The organism is Sporolactobacillus shoreae (assembly GCF_004684935.1).
Taxonomy (GTDB): Bacteria; Bacillota; Bacilli; order Bacillales; family Sporolactobacillaceae; genus Sporolactobacillus; species Sporolactobacillus shoreae.
In genome coordinates, this window is record NZ_SRJD01000001.1 from 252,652 (window position 1) to 277,685 (window position 25,034).

The following is a 25,034-nucleotide window of genomic DNA, read 5'->3' on the forward strand; positions in this document are numbered from 1 at the left end:
TAATCTTGGCAGATTATCAGTTTACAGGATTAGAAGGTGCACGCGTTGGAAAAGATTTTTTTAGATAAGCAGCCTTTTATTGGGGAAAATGACAACGACGAAAAAGTTATCGCTCTTGGCTATTTTGATGGGATGCATCTGGGACATCGCCAGGTGATTCAGAAAGCAGTTGAAGTTGCGAGAGAGAAAGGGCTTGTATCAGCCGTAATGACGTTCTACCCGCATCCGTCTGTTGTGCTCAGTCCGTCAAAGGCACGTGAAGATTTTTTGACGCCGCTTGAACAGAAGGCGGAATTGATTGAAAAACTGGGCGTTGATCTGTTAATATTTGTCCATTTTGATCTCCAGCTCAGTCGCCTTTCACCTCAGGACTTTGTTGATCACTATCTGATTAAGTTTCATGCCAAACATGTAGTAGCCGGATATGATTTTACATTTGGCAGGATGGCGGAAGGAAATATGGATAATATAGATCAGTTTTCGCGCAGTATGTTCAGTTATACAACAGTCCCTAAAGTTGAACGGTTTGGTGAAAAGGTGAGCACGACTCATATTCGAAGGTTGATTACGGAAGGCGCTATGGATGATGCTGCTGTGCTTCTCGGACGGCCATACCGGATTACCGGTACGGTCGGGCATGGCGATCAGAGAGGGCGGACGTTGGGCTTCCCAACGGCGAATGTGGAAACGGAACATCCGTATGTCATGCCTTCGAATGGAATTTATGCTGTCCGTATAACTGTCGGAGGAAAGATGATGGACGGAGTCTGTAGTATCGGCACGAGGCCGACGTTTTATCAGCGGAAAGATGCAAAAACAACTGTTGAAGTTTTTGTGCTGAATTTTTCGGGTGATCTATATGGTCAAAGTGTCTCCGTTGACTGGTATAAAAGACTCCGCGGTGAAATCAAATTTTCCGGTGCGGATGAACTGATCGCGCAGATGGAAACAGATAAAAGAGATACTGCTGTTTATTTTGAGACATTAAAAGAATAGTTTGTCCTGAAAGTGCGGAATGCCTTGAATTGCATCATGATAACGTGTAAAATGATTGAGTACGATTAGCGGAATTCCGTTATGATGTGCAAGAACCCATGCCCGGCTGTCTGCTCCACCGGCGGCAGCTGCGCTTGCGGGGATTCGAGAAAGGGAGGTGAAAGCTGATGGCTTTGACAAAAGAGCATAAAACTCAGCTGATTCAGGAATATCAGACACATGAGAACGATACCGGTTCACCGGAAGTTCAGATTGCTGTGCTGACTGAACAGATCAATGCGTTAAACGAACACCTGAAAGTTCACAAGAAGGATCATCATTCACGCCGTGGACTTTTGAAAATGGTTGGTAAACGTCGTAATTTATTGACCTATCTTCGGGGTAAAGACGTTACCCGATATCGTGAGTTGATCAATAAATTGGGTCTACGTCGATAAGAGCGATGGAAAAGCGGGAGCATTCCCGCTTTTTTATTAGCCTGATTTTTTTACACTGGCACTGTAAGTATACAAATTTATGGATTCCAGTATGAGCGCAATTCAGGCTCAGCCCGCGCTTTAAGGCACCTTTTTAGAAAAATTCATGGATAAGGGCATGGAAGTTCTACAGTGGAAACCGGGAAGAGGTGTGACACGAATATGGTTCAGCAAAAGCAAGTATACAAACTCGTTTGGGCAGGGCGTCCTCTGCGAGTTGAAATAGGAGAAGTCGCGAAGCAGGCAAATGGAGCAGCATTAGTCTATTACGGCGACACGACGGTGCTTTCGACAGTCACGGCGTCCAAAGGACCCAAAGAAGGTTCGTTTTTTCCTCTGACCGTGAATTATGAGGAGCGCTCCTATGCTGTTGGAAGGATTCCCGGAGGATTTATCAAGAGAGAGGGCAGACCGAGCGACAAAGCGACACTTTCCGCCCGAATGATTGACCGGCCGATCCGCCCCCTGTTCCCGGAAGGATTCAGAAATGAGGTTCAAATTGCTAATATGGTATTAAGCCTCGACTTTGATAGCAGCGCGCAAATGGCTGCCATGCTTGGTTCATCCATTGCACTGTCCATTTCTGATGTACCCTTTGAGGGACCGATCGCCGGAGTGATCATTGGCAGGATCGATGGGGAATTTGTCGTGAATCCGACCGTTGAACAGACGCAACAGAGTGACCTGCATCTGACGGTTGCCGGTACAAAAGAAGCCATTAATATGGTAGAAGCAGGCGCGGATCAGATTCCCGAGGAAGAGATGCTTGATGCCATTATGTTCGCGCATGAGCAGATAAAGAAGCTGGTTGCTTTCGAGGAGCAGATTATTGAAGAAACAGGCAAAGAGAAAATGAATGCCGTTCTTTTTAAAGCGAGTGATGAACTGGAAGAACGTATTCGCGCGCTCTCAGCCGAAAAACTGAACGAGGCGATGCGCACCGAAGAGAAGCAGGCGCGCGATGCGGCAATCAATGAGGTTAATCAATCGGTGATCACTGCTTTTGAAGAAGAAAACAAAAACAAAGAGAATCCGGTTGATCTGGAGATCATCAATGAAGTATTACATAATGTTTTAAAAGAAGAAGTCAGACGGATGATCGTTGTCGAACATCTCCGTCCTGATGGCCGGGCAATAGATGAAATTCGCCCACTGTCAGCACGCACCGGCTTGCTTCCGAGGGCACATGGATCAGGCTTATTTACACGGGGGCAGACTCAGGCACTCAGTGTCTGCACACTGGCGCCATTGAGTGAAGTGCAGACGATGGACGAATTTACATCAGAGGAATCAAAACATTTTATACACCATTACAATTTTCCTGGTTTCAGCACCGGTGAAGCGAGACCGTCAAAATCACCCGGCAGGCGTGAAATTGGCCATGGGGCGCTTGGCGAGAGGGCACTTTTTCCTGTCATTCCATCTGTGAAAGAATTTCCATATATGATACGCTGTGTTTCTGAAGTACTGGAGTCAAATGGCTCATCCTCACAGGCCAGCATTTGCGGGAGCACCTTGGCGCTCATGGATGCAGGCGTACCGATAAAAGACCCGGTTGCCGGAATCGCCATGGGGCTTGTAAAACATGATGATGATGTGGTTGTTCTGACAGATATACAGGGAATGGAAGATTCACTTGGGGATATGGATTTTAAATGTGCCGGAACAAAAAAGGGTGTTACGGCACTCCAAATGGATATAAAAATTTCCGGAGTCACACGGGAAATTCTTTCCCGAGCGCTTAAACAGGCGAGAGCCGGAAGAATGAAGATCATGGAAACGCTGCTTGACGCGATTCCCGAACCACGTCATCATCTCTCAGCCTTCGCCCCGAAAATTATCAGAATGTCGATCAACCCGTCCAAAATACGCGACGTTATCGGATCAAATGGGAAAGTAATTAATAAGATTATTGATGAAACAGGAGTCAAAATTGATATCCAGCAAGACGGTTCAATCATGATTTTCTCAGTTGACGAGAATAAAGGAAAACAGGCTGGGCAAATGATTGAAGATCTGGCGCGGGAAGTAAAAATCGGTGAGATTTATACCGGTAAAGTGAAACGAATTGAGAAGTTCGGCGCTTTTGTAGGTTTGTTTGGTCACACGGATGGTCTAGTTCATATATCTGAACTCGATACAAAACGTGTAGAAAATGTGGAAGATGTGGTCAAGATCGGAGACGAAATACGCGTCAAAGTCATCGATATTGATCATCAGGGAAGAATCAAATTATCCAGAAAAGCGTTGTTTGCCGAACCTAATGAAAAAAGAGAGACAGGGGTTCAGTAAACGTTTTATAAATTAAGACAGGGAGCCGGCGATGAGCCGGTTTTTTTGTACTTTAAGAAAGTGAAATATCTCAAGGAATAAAGTCTGAATACTGAACAGAACGCCACGTCCTGTGGTTTGTTCGGCATCAAGCCATCCATGACCGTCACAACCAAGATTCATCCTGCGCCAAGTTATCTTTATAGCCTTCATTCTGTTTCCAACCACCGGGCCATGATCAGCGACCGGAATTAATTTTTTTTGTGCGGAAATCTATTTGTCTAGTATACTTTAACGTGCTATAGTATAGTGTAATTTAATAATAGCTTTATGGTTTGCCAGATAAACAGGAGGATTCATTTGTGGTTATAAAACATGTGTCATCAAATGGCGTCAGAATTTTACTTGAAAAAATACCGTATGTTCGCTCAGTAAGCCTCGGCATCTGGGTGGGTACGGGTTCCAGATATGAAACTGAATCGAATAACGGAATATCGCACTTTATTGAACACATGCTCTTCAAGGGAACGGAAAACAGGACAGCGCGGCAAATAGCTGAAGCATTTGACAAGATCGGCGGTCAAGTCAATGCTTTTACTTCCAAGGAATGCACCTGTTACTACGCCAAAGTTATGGATCGCGATGTCTCTTATGCTCTGAATGTTCTGGCGGATATGTTTTTCCATTCACGATTTGACATCTCTGATCTTGAAAAGGAAAAACAGGTGATTGGTGAAGAAATAAAGATGTATGAAGATACACCGGATGATCTTGTTCATGATTTGCTGAGCGCTACAAGCTTTGCACATCATCCGCTTGGCTATCCAATCCTTGGGACAAAAAAGACGCTGGCTGATTTCAGTCCTGAAGATCTGAGAACCCATATGCACACACACTATACACCTGACAATATTGTTATTTCGATTGCCGGGAATATTGATGAGCGTTTTATTGATGAGGTCGATTCGATTTTCTCCACGTACCATGTTCCGGAAACGGAAGAACGCCAGCCCGCCCCTTCATTCAATCCAGGGAAAATTGCCCGCAGGAAGGATACAGAACAGGCACATATCTGCTTTGGTTTTGAAGGTGTATCGAGCGGTAATGAGGATACCGTTCCCTTGATGGTGATGGATAATGCTTTGGGCGGAGGCATGAGCAGCCGGCTGTTTCAGGAAGTGCGCGAAGAACGGGGGCTCGCTTATTCTATTTTTTCATTTCATACATCTTTTAAAGACAGTGGCCTTCTGACGATTTATGGGGGAACTGCTGCCAATAAAATAGGGGAACTTGGCAAGACGATCCTCGAGACGATCCATAAGATGATCAGAGAAGGTCTCACGAAGGAAGAATTGGAGAGCAGCAAAGCTCAGATAAAGGGGAATATGATCTTCAGCCTTGAGAGTACCAACAGCCGGATGAGCCGAAATGCGAAAAATGAGCTAATCCTTGGCCGAGACCGGCCGATTGATGAAATAATCGAAAAGATTGATGGCGTCACGCTGAACGATGTGGTTGATGTAGCTGAGAAAATCTTTGAGAAGCCTTATTCATGTTCTGTTGTCAGTCCGACGGGAGATCTTCCGGCGGCCATTTGAATTTTAGATTAGTGATAAACTAGAGAAAAGCCTGGGGATAGAATCCTGGGCCTTTTTGCGTCCCCATTGGTTAGCTTCTGCACACTCCTCAAAGGTATTCGTTTGTCCTCTTGCAGCATCAGGTATACTTTTCACCCAATGATTTTCACACTGAAGGGCGTTTGTCATAACATAAAGTGTTAAAGAAAATAAGGCTATATTTTTGGAAGATTGTTAGCCACACGGAGGGAAAGCCACTATGCTGACAAACAGGCATATTGTGATCTTGGGAGGGGACGCGCGGCAGATAGAAGTGATTGATAAATTGATCAGCCTTGATGCCCGTCTTTCGCTTGTCGGTTTCGATCAGCTGAATAGAGATTTTAATGGAGCCGTCAAAGCAAGAATGGATGAATTGGATGCTGGGGACGTTGACAGCCTCATTCTTCCGGTGAGCGCGACAGACAATGATGGAAATGTTGAAACAACTTTTTCAAATGAATCGGTCAGACTGACGAAAGACTGGCTTGAAAAAACCCCGGAACACTGTACCATTTATTCGGGGATTTCAACGGCTTATCTGGATAAAGTCTCTCGTGACGCGGACCGCGAAGTTGTCAAATTATTCGAACGTGATGATGTATCGATCTATAATTCGATACCGACAGTTGAAGGAACAATTATGATGGTGATTCAGAACACGGATATCACGATTCATCATTCTCATGTTATTGTTCTAGGTCTGGGGAGAACAGGTATGAGCATGGCGCGGGCTTTCCATGCTCTAGGCGCACATGTCAAAGTCGGCGACAGAGGATCTGATCACTTGGCAAGAGCGACAGAAATGGGTGTGGACGCATTTTATATCAAAGACCTGGCGGATGAAGTTCATGACACAGATATTTGCATTAATACGATTCCGGCAATGGTTCTGACGAGCAAAGTCCTGTCACGTATGCCATCAGGCAGCTTCATTATTGATGTTGCATCCCTGCCCGGTGGTACGGATTTTCGCTATGCAAAAAAGCGTGGAATCAAAGCGGTTATTACACCAGGTCTTCCAGGGCTTGTCGCTCCGAAATCTGCTGGACGGATTATCGCGAACGTGATGGCGGAACTGCTGCTGGAAAAGTTCAAGGAGGAGAATTAAGGTGACGCTTAAAGGAAAGCATATCGGATTTGGCATTACAGGGTCGCATTGCACTTACAGCCAGGTTGTTCCGGAGGTTGAAAAACTTGTAAAGGCCGGCTGCCGAGTGACGGCATTTGTCACATATACAGTAAAAAGCACCGATACCCGCTTTGGAAATGGAAGGGACTGGGTGGGCAAAGTCGAAGAAATTACGGGAAATCCAGTGATTGATTCGATTGTTGATGCGGAACCATTCGGGCCGAAAACGCCGCTTGACTGCATGGTCATCGCACCGCTTACGGGAAATTCTATGAGCAAATTCGCAAACGCGCAGACTGACAGCCCTGTACTGATGGCTGCTAAAGCGACCCTGAGAAACGGTAGCCCTGTCGTTCTTGGCATCTCGACGAATGACGGGCTCAGCCTGAATCTGCAGAATATCGCAAAATTGATTGTCGCCAAAAACATTTATTTTATCCCATTCGGACAGGATGATCCGGTTCATAAACCTAATTCACTGGTCGGCAAGATGGATCTTCTTCTCGAAACCGTGGAATCTGCTATTCTAGGAAACCAAATTCAGCCGATTCTTGTTGACAAAACAAAGTAAACCACATGAATGATCTTTCCTCCCGGGCTGAATATGTTAAAATAAATAAAGTAATCAGGGTGAAGAAAGTGGCTCAACCGTATTCTCCCTTTCATTCGACTTTCATTGATTATATAATAATAGAAAAAATGACGGGAACATTGAGGAGAGATGGTTTTGCTTAAGACAGAAGGATTAAATGTAGCGGTCGTTGGTGTAACAGGTGCCGTTGGAACAAGAATGCTGAAAATGCTCGAGGGATCACCTCTTCCAGTCAAATCCTTTCTTCCGCTGGCGTCAAAACGTTCAGCTGGCAAAAAGGTACTGTTTGGCGGAAAAGAGTGGGTTATTGAAGAAGCAAATCCCGATTCTTTTACAGGCATTGATATTGCCCTTTTCAGTGCGGGAGGGTCTGTATCCAAGCAACTGGCTCCGGAAGCGGCTGCAAGAGGTGCCATTGTGGTTGATAATACGAGCGCGTTCAGAATGGATAAAGATGTACCGCTTGTCGTTCCTGAAGTGAACGAAAAGGCGCTGTTTCAGCACCACGGCATAATCGCGAATCCGAATTGCTCAACAATCCAGATGGTTGCGGCACTTGAACCGATCCGTAAAGCGTACGGACTGAAGAGGGTTATCGTTTCAACTTATCAGGCGGTTTCCGGTGCCGGAGCGAAAGCAATGCTGGAGCTTGAAAATGAATCTAAGGCCGTGCTGGAAGGAAGAGTGCCCGAACCGGAAATTCTGCCTGTAAAAGGTGATAAAAAGCATTATCAGATGGCTTTTAACTGCATTCCTCAGATCGATTTATTTCAGCCGAATGATTTCACCTTTGAAGAAATGAAAATGATTAATGAAACAAAAAAGATCATGGACGATCAGACGTTGAAAGTATCCGCAACCTGCGTCCGAGTTCCGGTCGAAATTAGCCATGGTGAGACCGTTTATATCGAGATTGAAAAAAGCGGTGTTGATGCTTCAGAAATCAAAAATATTCTGTCAGATGCGCCGGGTGTTGTTCTTCAGGATGATCCGGCTCAACAAATTTATCCGATGCCGGCTGACGCAGCGGGTAAGAAAGAAGTTTTTGTCGGCCGTATCCGGCGTGATCCGGATATCGAAAACGGCTTCCATCTTTGGGTTGTATCTGATAATTTATTAAAGGGAGCCGCATGGAATTCGGTTCAGATTGCGGAACGCCTTCTGAAACTGGGGCTTGTTAAGTTTGACAGGGCATGAATTTATCAGGGTTCGCACGTCTCCAGACTCCGGCCTTGAAAGGATGAAAATGATTTGAAGATCATTGTGCAAAAATTTGGCGGAACTTCTGTACAAACTGATGAAATGAGAAAACACGCAGTCGATCATGTGGTTCGCGCGGTGAACGATGGCTATAAAGTCATTGTCGTCGTCTCAGCAATGGGCCGCTCAGGTGATCCTTATGCAACAGATACTTTACTTGGACTCACTAAAGAATCCGACAGTTCTTCACGTGAACGGGATATTCTTATGTCCTGTGGAGAAACCATTTCGATGGTTGTCTTCTCCAGCCTGCTCAAAGCTTCAGGCATTCGGTCAGAAGCGATGACGGGAGCCCAGGCAGGTTTCCGGACGAACCATTCATTTAATGAAGCAAAAATTATTGAAATGAAAGTTAACCCATTATTGAAGAGACTTGAGGAACTTGACGCAGTAGTTGTCGCTGGTTTTCAGGGGCAGACCAAGGATGGAGAAATCACTACTCTTGGGCGTGGAGGGAGTGACACATCTGCCGCTGCTCTCGGGGCTGCAGTTGACGCGGATTGGATCGATATTTTTACTGATGTGAATGGTGTTATGACGGCTGACCCGAGAATTGTTAGCGACGCGCGGCAACTCTCAGTCCTGACTTACAGTGAAGTCTGCAATCTGGCTTATCAGGGTGCCAAGGTGATTCATCCGCGTGCCGTGGAAATCGCCATGACAGCAAAGATTCCGATCCACATACGCTCTACGCTTTCTGATGATCTGGGCACGCTAGTAACGACCATGAATCAGACCGGGCGGGGCAGAGATATTCAGGAACAGCCTGTCACCGGAATTACTTACCTTAAAGGTGTGACTCAGATCCGTGTCCGTGCCGGGAAAGATGAATTTGATCTGCAGGCAAAAGTGTTCAAAGCCATGGCGGAACAGGGTATCAGCGTGGATCTGATTAATATTAGCCCAAGCGGAGTCGTCTACACAGTTGCTTCCAAGGCGACGGAGCGCGCCGTACGTTCCCTGAAGTCTCTGGGCTACGATCCGGAAGTCCTGATGGGCTGTGCTAAAGTGTCAGCGGTAGGAGCCGGGATGGCCGGCTTACCGGGTGTCGCTTCCCGAATCGTTAACGCGCTGACGGATCAGGGTATTCGTATCCTACAATCAGCCGATTCCCATAATACAATCTGGGTTCTTGTGAAGCAGGAAAAAATGGAAAGTGCTGTCAACACGCTTCATCATGCTTTTCATCTGGAGAGTGAGAACAGCGAAGCGGATTTGGAACATCCAAAACAGGAGTGAGAGAAATGGATTTTGGGAGAATGCTGACTGCGATAGTCACACCCTTTGATGAAAATGGAGAATTGAGCCTAGACAGAGCCACGGGCCTGCTAGAACATCTGATAAAAACCGGTTCAGATGGCGTCGTTGTCGCTGGAACAACCGGCGAGTCCCCCACGCTTACCGAAGAGGAAAAGCTGACACTTTTCGAACATATCGTAAAAATTGCCGCGGGCAGGATAAAGGTCATTGTCGGTACCGGTGGAAACAATACGCGGCAGTCGGTTCGTTTTTCTCAGAAAGCTGCAAAACTTGGTGTCGATGCGATAATGGCTGTTGCACCTTTTTACAATAAACCTAATCAGGAAGGCATCTACCAGCACTATAAAGCAATCGCGGAAAATGTTGATGTCCCTGTTGTTATTTATAATATTCCAAGCCGCTCAAAGGTGAATATCGAGGCGGAAACGACAATTCGATTGTCAAAAATTGACAATATTGTTGCGGTGAAAGAGGCGAGCGGCAACCTTGATCAGATGGCTGCGATCATCAGCGGGACAGGGGACGATTTTCACTTGTACAGTGGGGACGACGGATTGACACTCCCTATTCTGTCAATTGGCGGTCAGGGTGTCATCTCAGTAGCATCACATATCATTGGCTTCGAGTTAAAAAATATGATTAATGATTTTCTGAGAGGTAATGTTCAATTGGCGGCGGTGGAACACCGCACGATACTCCCACTTATGCGTGAACTTTTTGCTGCTCCAAGCCCGTCACCGGTCAAAGCGATGCTTAATAAACTGGAAATTCCTGTTGGCTCTGTCCGCCTGCCTATGGTGGAACTTACGGATCAGGAATTTGCAAAACTATGGCAAGTATATAAGGCGTCCACTGATAAAAATGAAGTATCGGCAAAACGCCTAGCAAAGTAAAGTTAATTAAAATCAGGGGTGAGTAAGGAGGAAAATTCTTATTCACCCTTTTATTATTCTCCTTGTGAAAGGAAGTTGAACATGCGGGTATTACTCAGCGGTTTCACACCGTTCGGCAAATACCGCCTGAACCCTTAGTGGGAAGCGGTCAGACGTTTGGACGGACTACATACTGGCGATGGCGTGACATTGTTTTCGACTAGGCTTCCGGTCGTTTATGAGCAGGCCGCCGATCGGCTCATTTCGGCAATGCATGTGATTCGGCCGGATGTCGTAATCGGTGTCGGGCTTGCCGATAAACGCGAACAAATAACCATTGAGCGAGTGGCCATCAACCTCATCGACTCTTCCACACCTGACAATGAAAGGTCTGTACTATCGGATGCTTCGATCATTAACGGCGGACCTGCCGCATACTTCTCAACATTGCCTGTCCGTGAAATAATCAATGCCATTAAAGAAACTGGTACTCCTGCCGTTTTGTCAAACACAGCAGGTACTTTTGTGTGCAACAATGTTTTTTATCGTCTGATGCACGAACTGGAAGATTACGGCGGATCCATCTCAGGAGGATTTATCCATGTTCCTCTGATTCCGGAACTGATCACTGACGCTCTTCAAAAAGGCGTTGATTTAGAGAAGATCACGGATGCAATAAAAGAGGCGGCCCTAGTCTCAGTTCGTTACGTCAATAAAAAGAAAAACATCTAAAGATGAGTTTTTCAAAGTTAAAATTTGATTTACATGTTCAGGTTTTCGATGAAAGATTGTACTTTGTTCAGAGGTTTGGTTATAATAAAAGCAATGATTAGTTCGGGTCAAAAGCGATGACTGTTCAACTTAATAGGAGGAATGCCCATTGACACATTCGAAGCAAAATGGCATTAGAATTTACGCAATGGGCGGCGTTGGCGAAATTGGAAATAATCTGACGGTCATTGAAACGAGTCATGACATTTATATTATTGACGCAGGATTGATGCATCCGCATGAAGATATGCTTGGTGTTGATACAGTAATCCCGGATATCTCTTACTTAGTGGAAAAACGTGATAAAATCCGGGCAATTCTGCTGACGCACGGCCATCTTGCGAATATCGGCGGATTGCCCTATCTGCTGAAAGAATTAAATGTTCCTGTTTACGGGACTGGATTGACACTTTCTCTCGTTCAGGAAGGCCTAAAGGACGCTGGGGAAAGTTATCCTAAAGATCAGTTCGTGGTCATTGATCCAGATCGGGATGTGAAAATTGGACAAAACCGGTTTTCATTTTTCCGGACCTATCACAGTGTCCCGGATGCGATCGGGATCGCCATTCATACCCCGCAGGGAAATATCGTTCATACAGGTGATTATAAGTTTGATTTTACTCCCGTTGGCGGTATCAGGACTGAAGTAAGCAAGATTGCTGAATTAGGGGATGAAGGGGTGCTTTGTCTTCTCTCTGACAGCAAACACGCTGAAATTCCCGGGAAAGCGCCTTCTGATTCTGTGATTGGCGACCAGTTTAATCACATTCTGTATTCAGCGTCTGGACGAGTGATCGTTGCTATCCACGCGACCAATCTCTACCGTATCCAGCAATTTGTGGATGCCTGCGCATTTCACGGGCGCAAGGTCGTGATTGAAGGAAAATTCCTGAGTGATATGATATCGGTTGCTGTCGGAAATGGAATTCTCAAAGTGCCTGAAGGCATCTTTCTGCCATGGGAAAAAGAACTGAAGTATCCCGGTGAAAAGCTGGCTGTTTTAACAAGTGGTCCCGACGGTGATCCGCTCACCCCACTGACAGGTATGGCTAATCATTTGCATAAGGGGATCAAGCTCAGGGAAAATGATCTGATTATCTATGCAGCTTCACTGACCCCGAGCAATGAGAAAACTGTTACCAATGCAATTGATCAGCTGATGAGCGAAGGTGCCCAGGTTATATTCGGCAAATCGGTGCATGTTTCCGGCCACGGATCAGCTGAAGATATTAAATTAATGCTTCAGCTCACAAAGCCAAAATATCTGATCCCGATTAACGGAGAATTTAAGATGATGAAGGCGCACCAGGAAATTGCCGAATCAATGGGTATTCCTGCGAGCCGAGTCTTTCTTCTCGACAGGGGTGATGTTGTCGAAATTACGAACGGGGAAGCCAGGCAGTCTGATTCAGTCCCCGCAGGCCAGCTGCTTGTCGACGGGCTTGGTGTGGGTGATGTAGGCAACATTGTACTTCGGGACCGACGTCTTCTCTCGCAGGATGGAACTGTAATTGTTGTTGTGACACTGGGAAGAAAAACAAAGCGGATTCTTGCCGGACCGGAAATCATTACCCGGGGATTTGTCTATGTCAGGGAATCTGAGGACTTGCTCGATCAGGCGAACCAGATTGTCTCAGAGGTGCTGTCCAAAGCACTGACACAGCATGTTTCCGAGTGGTCATCGCTTAAAAGCGGAATTCGTGATGCGCTCAGCCGTTACTTTTTTGATCAAACCAAACGCCGTCCAATGATATTGCCAATTATCATGGAATTTTAAAAAAAATCGAGCCTGAAAAGGCTTGATTTTTTCATTAAGAGAGCAAGAATAATGTCTTATTCTCTTTTCTTTTTATCTTCCAGGTCTTTGCGAAAACGGGTTATTTAGAGTAAATTAAAAACAGAAACAATGTTCGTGTATGAAATTTTATCACTAATTTATTAATCATTAATGCATATCAAGTTGCTATGATTGATTTTATTATTTCAGGGGTGTGGGCATGGCAAACAGGAAGCAGAAACGAACGCGGTCCAAAAAGGGATGGAAAGAAACACTGATCTACGAAGTCGGTGGACTTAGCATGTTTTCACTGACCTGTATCGGGATGAGCAGTCTCGGTGTGGCGGGTGAGGTACTCAAGGAAACCTGCCGTTTTTTTGCGGGAGACTGGTGGATTATTCTTTTGCTTTTTTCTCTTTCTCTGTCCGTTTATTATATACTGTTCCGGAGACAGCCTGTTTTCTTTACCAGAAGACTCACCGGTTTTTACCTGATGTCTTTTGCGCTGATGCTGATTAGCCATGTCCGCCTGTTTGAGACACTTTCTAAATTGAATCAGTGGCAGAATCGTTCAGTCATATTCAATACTTTTTTGCTGTACCGCGGCGAACTAACAGGGACTGTGGCAAGCAACGGGCTGGGCGGCGGTATGATCGGCGCAATAGGATTCGCTTTTTTTCATTATTTGTTTTCTACAATAGGGACTCTTTTTATGACTGCATTTCTGATGATCGTGGCTTTAATCCTTATCACCGGGCATTCATTAAGGGATATTGGGAAAAAGCTTTTCGGCGGTATATTCAGAAACATCCGTGCTGGCATTCAAAACGGGAGAGATGCCATCCATAAATTTTTTTCAAAAAAATCAACGGTTAAAAACAAACATGAAAAGGGACGGGAAATCAAAGCCCCCGTTGTTGACGAAACCCATCAGGAGGAGTTTAATTTTCAGGAACCTGAAATTCATGATTTTAATGAGCGTCAGGCGGCACAACCTGATACCAGGCAATATGAACCGCAAATTCAGGAAGAAAACAAGAAAATCCCTGAAGGGGAGGAAAACGAGTCACCTAATTTTATGCACACGTCTGTGGAAAATGAAGATTATCAGCTTCCACCGCTTGATTTACTCAATCATCCAAGGAAAAATGCTCAAAATAATGAACGGAAACACATTGCTGAAAATGTTCGGACTCTTGAGAGAACCTTTGAGAGTTTCGGTGTGCGCGCCGCAGTTCGTGAAGTACATTTAGGACCCGCCGTGACCCGGTATGAAGTTTATCCGGAGGCAGGTGTAAAGGTGAGTCGGATTCTGAGCCTCAGTGACGATCTCGCTCTGGCTCTTGCAGCAAAAGATATCCGGATCGAAGCACCGATACCAGGAAAATCGGCAGTTGGTGTTGAAGTCCCTAACCGGGAAGTGGCGATGGTCGGCCTGCGTGAAGTCCTTGAGTCTAAGAATGCTCAAAAGGGAGGATCAAAGCTGACAGTCGGGCTGGGGCGTGACATTTCCGGTGAACCCATTCTGTCTGATCTGAACAAAATGCCCCACTTGCTTGTTGCGGGAGCAACAGGAAGTGGAAAGAGTGTCTGCATTAACAGTATTATTATCACTCTTCTGATGCGGACAAAACCAAGCGAAGTCAAGCTATTTATGATCGATCCGAAAATGGTCGAGCTTAACGTATATAATGGCATACCACATCTTCTGACGCCGGTAGTCACAGACCCTGCAAAGGCAGCACAGGGATTGAAAAATGTGGTCGGTGAAATGGAAAGAAGATATGAACTTTTTTCAGAGAGCGGAACACGCAATCTGGAGGGCTACAATGAAATGGTCCGAAAATTTAACGCAGATCATGAAGAGAAGCAGTTATTGATGCCTTACATTGTCGTTATTATCGATGAACTTGCGGATTTGATGATGGTTGCGTCAAAAGATGTGGAAGAGACAGTTACAAGACTTGCACAGATGGCAAGGGCGGCAGGGATTCATCTCATTATTGCGACGCAGCGTCCATCAGTGGATATTATCACGGGCGTGATTAAAGCAAATATTCCATCACGGATCGCCTTTAGCGTTTCTTCGATGATGGATTCACGCACGATACTTGATTCTGGAGGAGCTGAGAAACTCCTCGGAAAAGGGGACATGCTCTTCTTGCCGATCGGAGCTTCCAAGCCGGTCAGGATCCAGGGTGCCTTCTTGTCGGATGAAGAAGTGGAGAATGTTGTCAGATATGTCATTGGTCAGCAGAAAGCGAGCTACCGGAAGGATATGATTCCGGACACTCCGTCCGAAGAAAGTCAGGAAAAAGTGGATGACGAGCTGTTTGATGATGCTGTTCAGCTTGTGGTCAGCATGCAGACAGCAAGTGTTTCAATGCTGCAGCGCCGTTTCCGTGTCGGTTACACGCGTGCGGCCCGGCTGATTGATGCCATGGAAGAACGCCATATTGTCGGGCCCTATGAAGGCAGCAAACCACGTGCTGTGCTTGTGCCAAAGCAAAGTGACGAAGCGAGCACACGTTGAAATTATTAAAGTACAACTATTTCTTCCTTAAAATGAATTTACAGGTCAGGATGGTGTCGCTTGAAAAACGCACTGATTACGGGCGCCAGTGGAGCGATTGGACAGGCTACAGCCAGAAAATTGGCTGAAGTCGGATATTCCTTATACCTTCACTACAATACAGGAAAAAAGAAAGCGGGTGATTTGTCCGACGAGCTTTCCGATTTATATCCGAAGCAGACCTTTACCTGTGTTCAGGCGGATCTTGCACAGAAGGATGGGACTGAAAAATTGCTTGGAAGCTTAACAGGCTCTGTTGAGGAAGTCGTCTATAATTGCGGAAAAAGTCAGGTCGGGCTTTTTCAGGATGTTTCGGAAACAACAGTACAGGAATTTGTTCAACTTCAGCTGACGAGTCCTTTCCGGCTTATTCAAAAATTGATTCAGCCGATGATTCGTATGAAAAAAGGAAAGATCATTTTTGTTTCGTCTATTTGGGGACTGACTGGAGCGTCCACGGAAGTGCTTTATTCAATGGTTAAGGGCGGTCAGAATACATTTGTCAAAGCGCTTGCCAAAGAAGTCGCTCCGAGCGGTATTACAGTGAACGCCGTTGCCCCGGGGGCGGTAGATACACCCATGATGGATGAATTCAGCAGAGAAGATGCAGAACTGGTGAAGGAAGAGATTCCAATGGGACGATTTGCACGCCCTGAAGAGATCGCTTCTCTGATCCGCTTTCTTATGAGCCAGGAGGCCGATTACATCAGTGGTCAGATTATATCTGCAAATGGTGCATGGTTCTGCTGATCACCAGAAAATATGCTCTTTCTGATATGAATATCAGGCAGATAAAGGTTATAATAAAAGGGATTTCACTTGAAAGTTTTCTTTAAGAACATTATCGTTAAAAAGGTTAAATTATGATAATATAAGTTAAAGAAGGTGTCCGACTTTCGACTCAATTTGACAGTCGGTATCAAGGGATTTTGATAGGGCGAAGCCAGGTGATACGCTTGAAATTTGGATCCATGTGGATTTTCTGAGAGCGTTTCTGGAATATGTTTAGTGGCCATGTATCCAAAAGGAGAAAATTCGTGGCAGACGGCAAAGAATGGTATCTGGAATACGAAATACATAAGAACAGGCCGGGATTGCTCGGTGAAGTATCATCTTTGCTGGGAATGCTGGGCATTGACATTCTTACCATCAATGGCGTCGACCATGAGCGGAGAGGGTTACTCGTTCTGGTGCGGGATGAAGCGCAAATTAGACGTTTTCTGGCGGCAGTCCGCACTATGGAGACCATTCACCTGACGAAAGCACGTATTCCTACTTTGGGTGACAGGCTTGCCGTGCGTCACGGCCGTTACCTTGAAAGGGACTTAGGAGACAAGAAAACATTTCTGTTTGTTAGAAATGAAATAGGTTTGCTCGTTGACTTTATGGCAGAGTTATTTAAAATGCCTTCCCATCCCCTGATTGGGATCAGAGGGATGCCTCGTGTAGGCAAATCCGAGTCAATTATTGCCGCAAGTGTTTCCGCAAATAAGCGGTGGATTTTCATCTCTTCAACCCTGCTCAGTCAGACAATCCGTACCCGTCTTTCCAAAGATGAGCGATCACCGGAAAATGTTTTTGTGATTGATGGCTCAGTCTCCCGATTGAGAGGATCAGAAGCCCATTGGGATTTGATCCGGGAGCTGATGCGACATCAGCTGTCGATAGTTGTTGAACATCCGGACAATTTCGTTGGAATGGCTGGATGTTCACTGGATGATTTTAATTATATTCTTGAGCTTCGAAATCAACGGAATGAACACATCCCATTTGAAAATGAAATCCAGTCGCCGGATAAGCAATGGTCTGATCTTAATTAATAATGGCAGGTGTTTTTAGTGAGTGAACTTGGTCAAACTTTGAGGGAAGCCCGTGAGGAGAAGGGACTCTCACTGGACGATTTGCAGGAAGAAACTAAGATTCAAAAGCGCTATCTCAAGGCAATTGAGGAAGGCGATTTCAAACAGCTCCCCGGTGATTTTTATACCCGCGCTTTTATTAAAAGCTATGCTGAAGCGGTCGGGTTGGAATTTGGGACGTTAACGCAGCAGTTTTCCTCTGAAATGCCAGGGGTACATCGTGACGTCCCTGATAGGCGAGCAATACCGTCTGGCGGAACAGGTGATGAGGCACCGGTGAGAAGGACCGTCAGAAGAAACAGATCCGGGTCAAAAAGATGGTCGTCATTTATCAATAGGGCAATTACTATTGTTTTTATCCTGATTGTCCTGATGCTCATTTACATACTGATTACCGGTATTATGAGCCATCAGGGAAATCAGACCGGGACAAAGACGCAGGGGACGGGATCATCCGTTTCTTTTAAAGGAAGCAGCGCTTCGAGTTCCGACAGTTCGTCCAACTCAAGTTCGTCCAGTACAAGTTCAGCAAGTTCTTCTTCCGGACAGCAAGTGCTGAAGCTGAATCAAACCCAGGGAACGACTTCTACTTACACGTTGACCGGCACAACGAAGTTTACGATCACTGTTTCGACTAAAACTGGGCTTCCGGCTTGGTTTATGGCTAAAGATGCGAAAACGAATGCGCAGATTCAGCAGGGGACGGTTTCGAATGCCGGTAAGAAATCCTATCAATTTGATGCGTCGAATGTCCAGTCTCTTTCATTGAGATTCGGAAGTGTGCCCAATACCTCATTGATGATCAATGGACAGCCATTTAGTTTTCCAAGTACGAGCACCACACAAAACATCGTTATCAATTTCAGTAAGTAATAGATGTCTGAAGATGGGGCCAGCCAGTTGTGGCGGCTCCATTTTTTCTTGCGGAATTTCTTAATTGTGTATTATTTGTGTCCGGGAATAAAGAAATTTTGTGATTTCCAAATAATAGGGAGGATTCCGACGTGAATATCGCCAATAAGTTAACTGTAGCCCGAATAATTATGATCCCCGTGTTTTTGATTTTTCTTCTTGTACCGATGAATCTAGGTGTTCTCGGCTCCGGACCATTTTTTCTCCCTGTTTCCCAACTGCTTGCCGGCTTTATTTTCATTATTGCTTCGATAACCGATTGGCTGGACGGACAGCTTGCCCGAAGAAAAAACCTGATCACAAACTTCGGTAAATTTTCAGATCCTCTAGCCGACAAACTGCTTGTCATGAGTGCTTTTGTGTCGTTCGTCGGTATGGGGAGAATGGCTTCTTGGATGGTTGTTATTATTCTTGCGAGGGAATTTGCTGTGACGGGTCTCAGGCTGGTGGCGGCAGGAGAGGGTGACGTGATCGCAGCCAGCAAAGTTGCTAAATGGAAGACATTTTCTCAAATGTTGACTATCATTTCCTTTTTATTTAATAATATCCCCTTTGGACCTGGTGGATTCCCTCTTGATCAAATCCTTTTATGGATCGCAGTCATTCTGACAATCATTTCAGGTGCCGATTATTTTTACCAAAATCGTGATGTTTTGCTTCGCTCAAGATAATCTGTTCTGGTTGCACTCGGCATCAGAGTACCTGATAATGAAATGTGGGAGTAGCTAAGAATTAAAAAGATTGGAGTCTGGCTATATGAATGCGGAAATCATTGCGGTTGGGTCGGAGCTTCTACTGGGGCAGATTGCAAACACAAATGCTCAGTTTATATCGGAACAGTTGGCATTGCTCGGAATTGATGTTTTTTTTCACACTGTTTGCGGTGACAATGAACCCAGGCTTCGCGACGCGATCAAGAAGGCTGAATCACGTGCGGAACTGATTATTTTTACCGGAGGGCTTGGTCCGACTAAAGATGATCTGACCAAAGAAACGGTTGCCCGGGTGCTCGGAAAGAAGCTGGTCGCAGATCAGAAAGCCATGGACAGTATGCTGGATTATTTCAAAGTTACCGGTCGGGAAATGACGGAAAACAATCTGAAGCAGGCCCTGGTGATTGAAGGCAGCCATATTCTGCCTAATAGTCAGGGAATGGCGCCAGGAATGATCGTTGAAGAAGGCGGGCACGTCTACTTGCTGATGCCGGGAGTCCCTTCAGAAATGAGACCGATGTTTCTCGACTTTGCAAAAAGCTACTTTGCCCACAGACACTCGCAGCATATACAATCCAGGGTTCTTCGTTTTTTCGGTATCGGAGAATCACAATTGGAAACAAAAATCATTGATCTGATTGATGCCCAGTCTAACCCGACCATCGCCCCACTTGCTAAGGAGAGTGAAGTCACTCTCAGGCTCACAGCAAAGCATGAAAGCAAAGAGGAAGCTGAAAAAATGTTGGATCTGATCGAACAGAAAATTGATCAGCGGGTTGGAACTTATCTGTATGGGTATGATGAAGTATCGCTTCCAGAGGTTGTTTTCGGCCTTCTTCAGGCTGAGAAGAAAACAATTGCCTTTGCAGAGAGTCTGACTGGGGGAATGGCTTCGGAATGGATGACCGGATTTCCAGGTGCTTCATCTATTTTAAACGGAGGCATCGTCTGCTACACGAATGAGGTTAAGGAGCAGGTGCTTCATGTCCCGACGGAGGTGCTAAAAAGCGACGGAGCAGTCAGCGCCCGATGCGCGGAACTGATGGCTTCTTCGATAAGGACCCTTTGTGGTTCAGATATTGGCGTTAGTTTTACAGGCGTGGCCGGGCCTGATAAAAGTGAGGGCAAAGACGTGGGAACTGTCTATATTGGCTTCGCCGATGGAGACAATTCGCGTAGCTATCTTTATCAGTTTAAGGGGTCACGGAGGAAGATCAGAATCCAGTCAGTCAAAACGGGATATGATCTCATCAGGCGTTACCTTCGTCGTTTGCCGGCTATTGTAAAATAATACATGTCAATTAAACGAATAAATGCAATGGGGAACACTTGTGCTTATTTACAAAAAAAGTTATGATAAATATACGATGCATGAGGAGATGAACTGGGACGATGGCTGAAAAAAATGAAAGAAAAGCGGCACTTGAGAGTGCCTTGCGCCAGATTGAAAAACAGTTTGGAAAAGGATCAATTATGAGGCTTGGTGAACAACCGGATCAGCGGGTATCTACTGTGTCCAGCGGTTCACTGGCTCTGGATATTGCTTTGGGCGTCGGCGGTTATCCGCGCGGCCGAATCATTGAAATTTACGGGCCTGAATCTTCCGGTAAAACGACAGTCGCACTCCATGCGATTGCGGAAGTTCAGCAGAACGGTGGTCAGGCGGCATTCATTGATGCAGAACATGCGCTGGACCCGGTTTATGCGGAAAACCTGGGTGTCAATATCGATGAGTTGCTCCTTTCGCAGCCGGATACGGGCGAACAGGCTCTGGAGATTGCCGAGGCACTGGTCAGGAGCGGTGCAATTGATATCATTGTTATTGATTCAGTTGCTGCACTGGTTCCTAAAGCTGAAATTGAAGGAGAAATGGGCGATGCCCATGTAGGTCTCCAGGCCCGGCTGATGTCGCAGGCGCTGAGAAAGCTTTCAGGAGCGATCAGTAAATCCAAGACGACGGCTATTTTCATCAATCAGATTCGTGAGAAAGTTGGCGTCATGTTTGGCAATCCCGAAACGACTCCTGGTGGACGCGCATTAAAATTTTACGCGTCAGTGCGTCTTGAAGTACGCCGCGCCGAAACTTTGAAAATCGGAAATGATATTGTCGGAAACCGCGCCAGAATTAAAGTGGTAAAAAATAAAGTTGCCCCACCGTTCAAACAGGCTGAAGTTGATATTATGTATGGACAGGGTATTTCTCAGGAAGGGGAAATACTGGACATCGGGTCGGAACTGGATATCGTTGAAAAAAGTGGCTCCTGGTATTCGTTCAACAAGGAGCGCCTGGGTCAGGGGCGTGAGAACGCCAAACTTTTCCTGAAAGAGAATGAGCCAATCAAAGAAGCAATCAAAGCGAAGATACGCAGCCATTACAATTTGGATAAAGAGGTTTCGGCTGATGTTCAAGAACTGCCCGATGAAAATCAGCAGCCGGCCGATAAAGAACTGAGTTAATATTTTATCTGTATTAAAGTTAAAATTGGGAAAAGATCATGCGGTTTTATACGGCATGATCTTTTTTCTTATTGGCTATGTTTAAATTCAATGTTGATTTTGCCCCTCCATTGATTGGAGCGAAAGGTGCGAGACTCCTGGGATCAGCGAGCCTTCTGGCCTTTCAGCGAGGGCAACGAGCGCGGAGGCTCACGGATCGCTCGCGGAAAGTGAACGCCGGGAGCGAAAAACAACAGACAAGTTTGACAAAACCTTCTTAATTAAAAAACCGGTTATCTCGTAGACAAGCATTGTTTCGCACCTGTTGCACAAGGTTGACAACCCAAATGTGCAATTATAAAATGAACTTGTAACTATTTGGTTACTGACTTTACGAATATGTAAATATTTTTGCCGGTAAGTGCTTGAAAAGCTGACATAAAGCTGACAAAGGAATGTGTAATACGTTCCGGCTAGCCTTTATTGATCCTTTCGCGAGCGCCATTCAAAAGTTAAAGCAATTGATTGACCTTTTTACGAAACAGAAAAGCAAGGAGGTGAAATGATGAGTATTATTACTATCATCTCCATTGCGCTGATCTCTGTAGTTTGTCTATTTGTTGGATACTATTTCCGAAAAAAAATTGCTGAGGCGAAAATTGCTTCCGCTGAGACTGCGGCACATCAGATTGTGGAAGATGCACACCGCGATGCTGAAGCACTGAAGAAGGAAACTCTTCTTGAAGCTAAGGAAGAGATTCACACAATCAGGTCTCAGACAGAAAACGAAGCCCGGGAACGTAGAAATGAACTTCAAAGGCAGGAAAACCGCCTGGTTCAGAAAGAGGACCTGCTGGATCGCAAAAGCGAATCTCTTGACAATAAAGAAAGTTCATTGGAAAAAAGGGAGGAAGCACTTAGCAAGAAACATCGACAAATTGAAGAGATGCAAGGCAAAGTGGAGGAATTACTGCAGAAGCAGCAGGCTGAGTTGGAGCGGATTTCCGGACTGACAAATGAGGAAGCCAAGGAATTGATCCTCAGAGATGTCAGACAGGAAACGGCTCATGAAGCTGCACAGATTGCAAAAGAGATTGAAACAAGGGCGAAAGAAGATGCCGAGAAGAAAGCCAAGAGCATTCTCTCACTTGCCATCCAAAGATGTGCTGCTGATCACGTTACAGAAACAACTGTATCAGTTGTCAATCTGCCAAACGATGAGATGAAAGGGCGTATTATTGGCCGTGAAGGACGCAATATCCGGACGCTTGAAACATTGACAGGTATTGACCTGATCATTGATGATACACCGGAAGCGGTTATCTTGTCGGGATTTGATCCGATCCGGCGCGAGGTGGCAAGGCTCGCACTGGAGAAATTGGTTCAGGACGGCCGTATTCACCCGGCGCGGATCGAGGAAATGGTTGAAAAAGCCCGTCATGAAGTGGATGAAAAAATCCGTGATTATGGAGAACAGACGACCTTTGAAGTCGGAATCCACAGCTTGCATCCGGATCTAATCAAGATTCTTGGTCGCCTGCATTTCCGAACGAGTTACGGCCAGAATGTCTTGAAACATTCGGTAGAAGTTGCATTCCTGACCGGCATGATGGCTGCGGAGCTGGGTGAGGATGAGATGCTTGCCAGACGCGCCGGCCTGCTTCATGACATTGGAAAAGCGATCGATCATGAGGTAGAAGGAAGCCATGTTGAGATCGGTGTTGAACTGGCGACGAAATACAAAGAACATCCTGTCGTGATCAACGGTATTGCTTCACACCATGGTGATACAGAAGCTACGTCTGTTATTTCTGTTCTTGTAGCCGCTGCTGATGCACTTTCGGCTGCACGGCCGGGTGCGCGGCGTGAAACTCTGGAAACATATATTCATCGCCTGGAAAAACTTGAGGAAATATCCGAGTCGTTTGAAGGTGTTGAAAAATCTTATGCCATCCAGGCAGGGCGTGAAATTCGTATCATTGTTCAGCCGGACATCGTTGACGATGCGAAGTCTTTTCAGCTGGCACATGATATTACCAAGAAAATTGAGAATGAACTGGATTATCCTGGAAATATTAAGGTTACAGTCATTCGTGAAACGCGTGCTGTTGAATATGCGAAGTAAAAGAAAGCGGCGATCAGCCGCTTTCTTTTACTATCGGACATTATTTTTATAGAAGATCTGAAATTGGGAAAGAGTGAGTTGAATGAAATTATTGTTTGTCGGAGATGTGTATGGAAAAACGGGAAGGGAGATGGTTACGGAATATCTCCCGAAACTAAAAAAACGGTATCTTCCTAATGTGACTATTGTTAACGCGGAAAATTCAGCACATGGAAAGGGCATTACAAAGAAAATTTATAATCAATTACTGGAATTGGGTGCCGATATACTGACGATGGGTAATCACACCTGGGATAATCGTGAAATATTTGAGTTTATCGACGATGCACCAAAACTCGTCCGCCCGGCAAATTTCCCCGAAGGAACCCCGGGTACTGGTCTTCGGATTCTGCAGGTCAATCAGTTAAAAGTTGCTGTCATCAATTTGCAAGGACGCGTTTTTTTGCCGGCGCTTGATGATCCTTTTCGTACAGCGGATCAGCTCATTACTGAAGCCAAGAAGAAAACAAACATTATCTTTGTTGACTTCCATGCTGAAACGACAAGCGAGAAGCTGGCGCTCGGCTGGTATCTTGACGGCCGGGTTTCAGCTGTCGTAGGTACGCATACACACGTTCAGACTGGTGACGAGCGCATTTTTCCACAGGGCACGGCATTTCTTTCTGACGTTGGAATGACTGGACCGTACAATGGCATTATCGGGGTTGAGAGAGGGGCAGTAACGAAACGTTTTCTGACATCAATGCCTGTCAGGTTTGAAAGCGAACAGGGGTCCGGACAGCTTGGTGCGGTGCTGATAACAATGGATAATCAGTCGGGCCGTGCCGTAAAAATTGAGAGAATACTGATCAACGACGATCACCCTTTTTTTGATTAAAGATACTTTCAATCAACCAGCCTATAGATCAGTAAATGCCTGTCATAGTCATACCTTTGAGGAATATAGTTTATTATGGGCAATCCTCATAAGGAGATGACAATGGGAAATGGACGTGTTGAAAGTTTCAGCAAAATCTATACCTAACTCTGTTGCCGGTGCCCTTGCACACGCAATGAGGGAGCAAAGAACGGCGGAAATTCAGGCGATCGGAGCGGGCGCGCTGAATCAGGCAGTCAAAGCGGTGGCGATAGCCAGAGGCTTTGTCGCCCCAAGCGGACTGGATCTGATTTGCATTCCGGCTTTTACCGATATTTTAATCGATGGCGAGGAGCGAACGGCTATAAAATTGATTATCGAGCCGCGCTAATCACGTAAAACAGCAAACATCCGCATTCCGTTTAATACTGGAATGCGGATGTTTTATAGATCATAAAAAAATGGACATTCACTTGTCTTTTTTTTATTGTAAAAAAATGGTTTCGATGATATCATATTAATATAAAAATGAAATCTG

At 45.5% G+C, this 25,034-nt stretch carries 20 protein-coding genes and 1 pseudogene; all 21 read left to right on the forward strand.

Annotation, left to right across the window (positions count from 1 at the left end):
* Positions 1-45: 45 nt before the first annotated feature.
* Entirely contained in the window at positions 46-996 is a 951-nt protein-coding gene (locus E4665_RS01220; RefSeq protein ID WP_135346971.1) for a bifunctional riboflavin kinase/FAD synthetase, read from the forward strand.
* 167 nt (positions 997-1,163) lie between these two features.
* Positions 1,164-1,433 carry a 30S ribosomal protein S15 gene (gene rpsO, locus E4665_RS01225; protein ID WP_135346972.1) on the forward strand — a complete coding sequence of 90 codons (270 nt, stop codon included), beginning with the start codon at positions 1,164-1,166 and terminating at the stop codon, positions 1,431-1,433.
* A 201-nt stretch (positions 1,434-1,634) separates the two neighbouring features.
* Positions 1,635-3,764 (forward strand): polyribonucleotide nucleotidyltransferase, encoded by a 2,130-nt coding sequence (gene pnp / locus E4665_RS01230; RefSeq protein WP_135346973.1) that lies wholly within the window; start codon positions 1,635-1,637, stop codon positions 3,762-3,764.
* Positions 3,765-4,105: 341 nt separating this feature from the next.
* Complete coding sequence (locus E4665_RS01235) at positions 4,106-5,341, forward strand: M16 family metallopeptidase (protein WP_135346974.1); 1,236 nt, start codon at positions 4,106-4,108, stop codon at positions 5,339-5,341.
* Between the two features lie 238 nt (positions 5,342-5,579).
* Positions 5,580-6,470, forward strand: coding sequence for a dipicolinic acid synthetase subunit A (dpaA, locus tag E4665_RS01240; RefSeq protein ID WP_135346975.1), 891 nt, complete (start codon positions 5,580-5,582; stop codon positions 6,468-6,470).
* 1 nt (position 6,471) lies between these two features.
* Complete coding sequence (locus E4665_RS01245; protein ID WP_135346976.1) at positions 6,472-7,062, forward strand: dipicolinate synthase subunit B; 591 nt, start codon at positions 6,472-6,474, stop codon at positions 7,060-7,062.
* Positions 7,063-7,212: 150 nt separating this feature from the next.
* Positions 7,213-8,280: an aspartate-semialdehyde dehydrogenase gene (gene asd / locus E4665_RS01250; RefSeq protein WP_135346977.1), complete on the forward strand. Its 1,068-nt coding sequence runs from the start codon at positions 7,213-7,215 to the stop codon at positions 8,278-8,280.
* 54 nt (positions 8,281-8,334) lie between these two features.
* Positions 8,335-9,582 (forward strand): aspartate kinase, encoded by a 1,248-nt coding sequence (gene dapG, locus E4665_RS01255; RefSeq protein WP_135346978.1) that lies wholly within the window; start codon positions 8,335-8,337, stop codon positions 9,580-9,582.
* A 5-nt stretch (positions 9,583-9,587) separates the two neighbouring features.
* A complete protein-coding gene (dapA, locus tag E4665_RS01260; protein WP_135346979.1) occupies positions 9,588-10,496 on the forward strand; it encodes a 4-hydroxy-tetrahydrodipicolinate synthase in 909 nt (302 codons plus the stop codon).
* A gap of 150 nt (positions 10,497-10,646) precedes the next feature.
* Positions 10,647-11,207: pseudogene (locus tag E4665_RS01265) on the forward strand (pyroglutamyl-peptidase I); the annotation flags it as partial.
* 148 nt (positions 11,208-11,355) lie between these two features.
* Positions 11,356-13,023: a ribonuclease J gene (locus E4665_RS01270; protein ID WP_135346981.1), complete on the forward strand. Its 1,668-nt coding sequence runs from the start codon at positions 11,356-11,358 to the stop codon at positions 13,021-13,023.
* Positions 13,024-13,243: 220 nt separating this feature from the next.
* Complete coding sequence (locus tag E4665_RS01275) at positions 13,244-15,556, forward strand: DNA translocase FtsK (RefSeq protein WP_135346982.1); 2,313 nt, start codon at positions 13,244-13,246, stop codon at positions 15,554-15,556.
* Between the two features lie 60 nt (positions 15,557-15,616).
* Complete coding sequence (ymfI, locus tag E4665_RS01280; protein ID WP_135346983.1) at positions 15,617-16,345, forward strand: elongation factor P 5-aminopentanone reductase; 729 nt, start codon at positions 15,617-15,619, stop codon at positions 16,343-16,345.
* Between the two features lie 287 nt (positions 16,346-16,632).
* Positions 16,633-17,415 (forward strand): DUF3388 domain-containing protein, encoded by a 783-nt coding sequence (locus tag E4665_RS01285; RefSeq protein ID WP_241654582.1) that lies wholly within the window; start codon positions 16,633-16,635, stop codon positions 17,413-17,415.
* An 18-nt stretch (positions 17,416-17,433) separates the two neighbouring features.
* Positions 17,434-18,327: a helix-turn-helix domain-containing protein gene (locus E4665_RS01290; protein WP_135346985.1), complete on the forward strand. Its 894-nt coding sequence runs from the start codon at positions 17,434-17,436 to the stop codon at positions 18,325-18,327.
* A 131-nt stretch (positions 18,328-18,458) separates the two neighbouring features.
* Positions 18,459-19,037 (forward strand): CDP-diacylglycerol--glycerol-3-phosphate 3-phosphatidyltransferase, encoded by a 579-nt coding sequence (gene pgsA, locus E4665_RS01295; protein ID WP_135346986.1) that lies wholly within the window; start codon positions 18,459-18,461, stop codon positions 19,035-19,037.
* Between the two features lie 85 nt (positions 19,038-19,122).
* Positions 19,123-20,370, forward strand: a complete 1,248-nt coding sequence (locus E4665_RS01300) for a competence/damage-inducible protein A (RefSeq protein WP_135346987.1) — start codon at positions 19,123-19,125, stop codon at positions 20,368-20,370.
* Positions 20,371-20,471: 101 nt separating this feature from the next.
* Positions 20,472-21,536 carry a recombinase RecA gene (recA, locus tag E4665_RS01305; protein ID WP_135346988.1) on the forward strand — a complete coding sequence of 355 codons (1,065 nt, stop codon included), beginning with the start codon at positions 20,472-20,474 and terminating at the stop codon, positions 21,534-21,536.
* A gap of 544 nt (positions 21,537-22,080) precedes the next feature.
* Positions 22,081-23,640 carry a ribonuclease Y gene (rny, locus tag E4665_RS01310; protein WP_135346989.1) on the forward strand — a complete coding sequence of 520 codons (1,560 nt, stop codon included), beginning with the start codon at positions 22,081-22,083 and terminating at the stop codon, positions 23,638-23,640.
* 82 nt (positions 23,641-23,722) lie between these two features.
* Positions 23,723-24,517, forward strand: a complete 795-nt coding sequence (locus E4665_RS01315) for a TIGR00282 family metallophosphoesterase (protein ID WP_135346990.1) — start codon at positions 23,723-23,725, stop codon at positions 24,515-24,517.
* Positions 24,518-24,626: 109 nt separating this feature from the next.
* Positions 24,627-24,887: a stage V sporulation protein S gene (locus E4665_RS01320; RefSeq protein ID WP_135346991.1), complete on the forward strand. Its 261-nt coding sequence runs from the start codon at positions 24,627-24,629 to the stop codon at positions 24,885-24,887.
* Positions 24,888-25,034 lie beyond the last annotated feature (147 nt).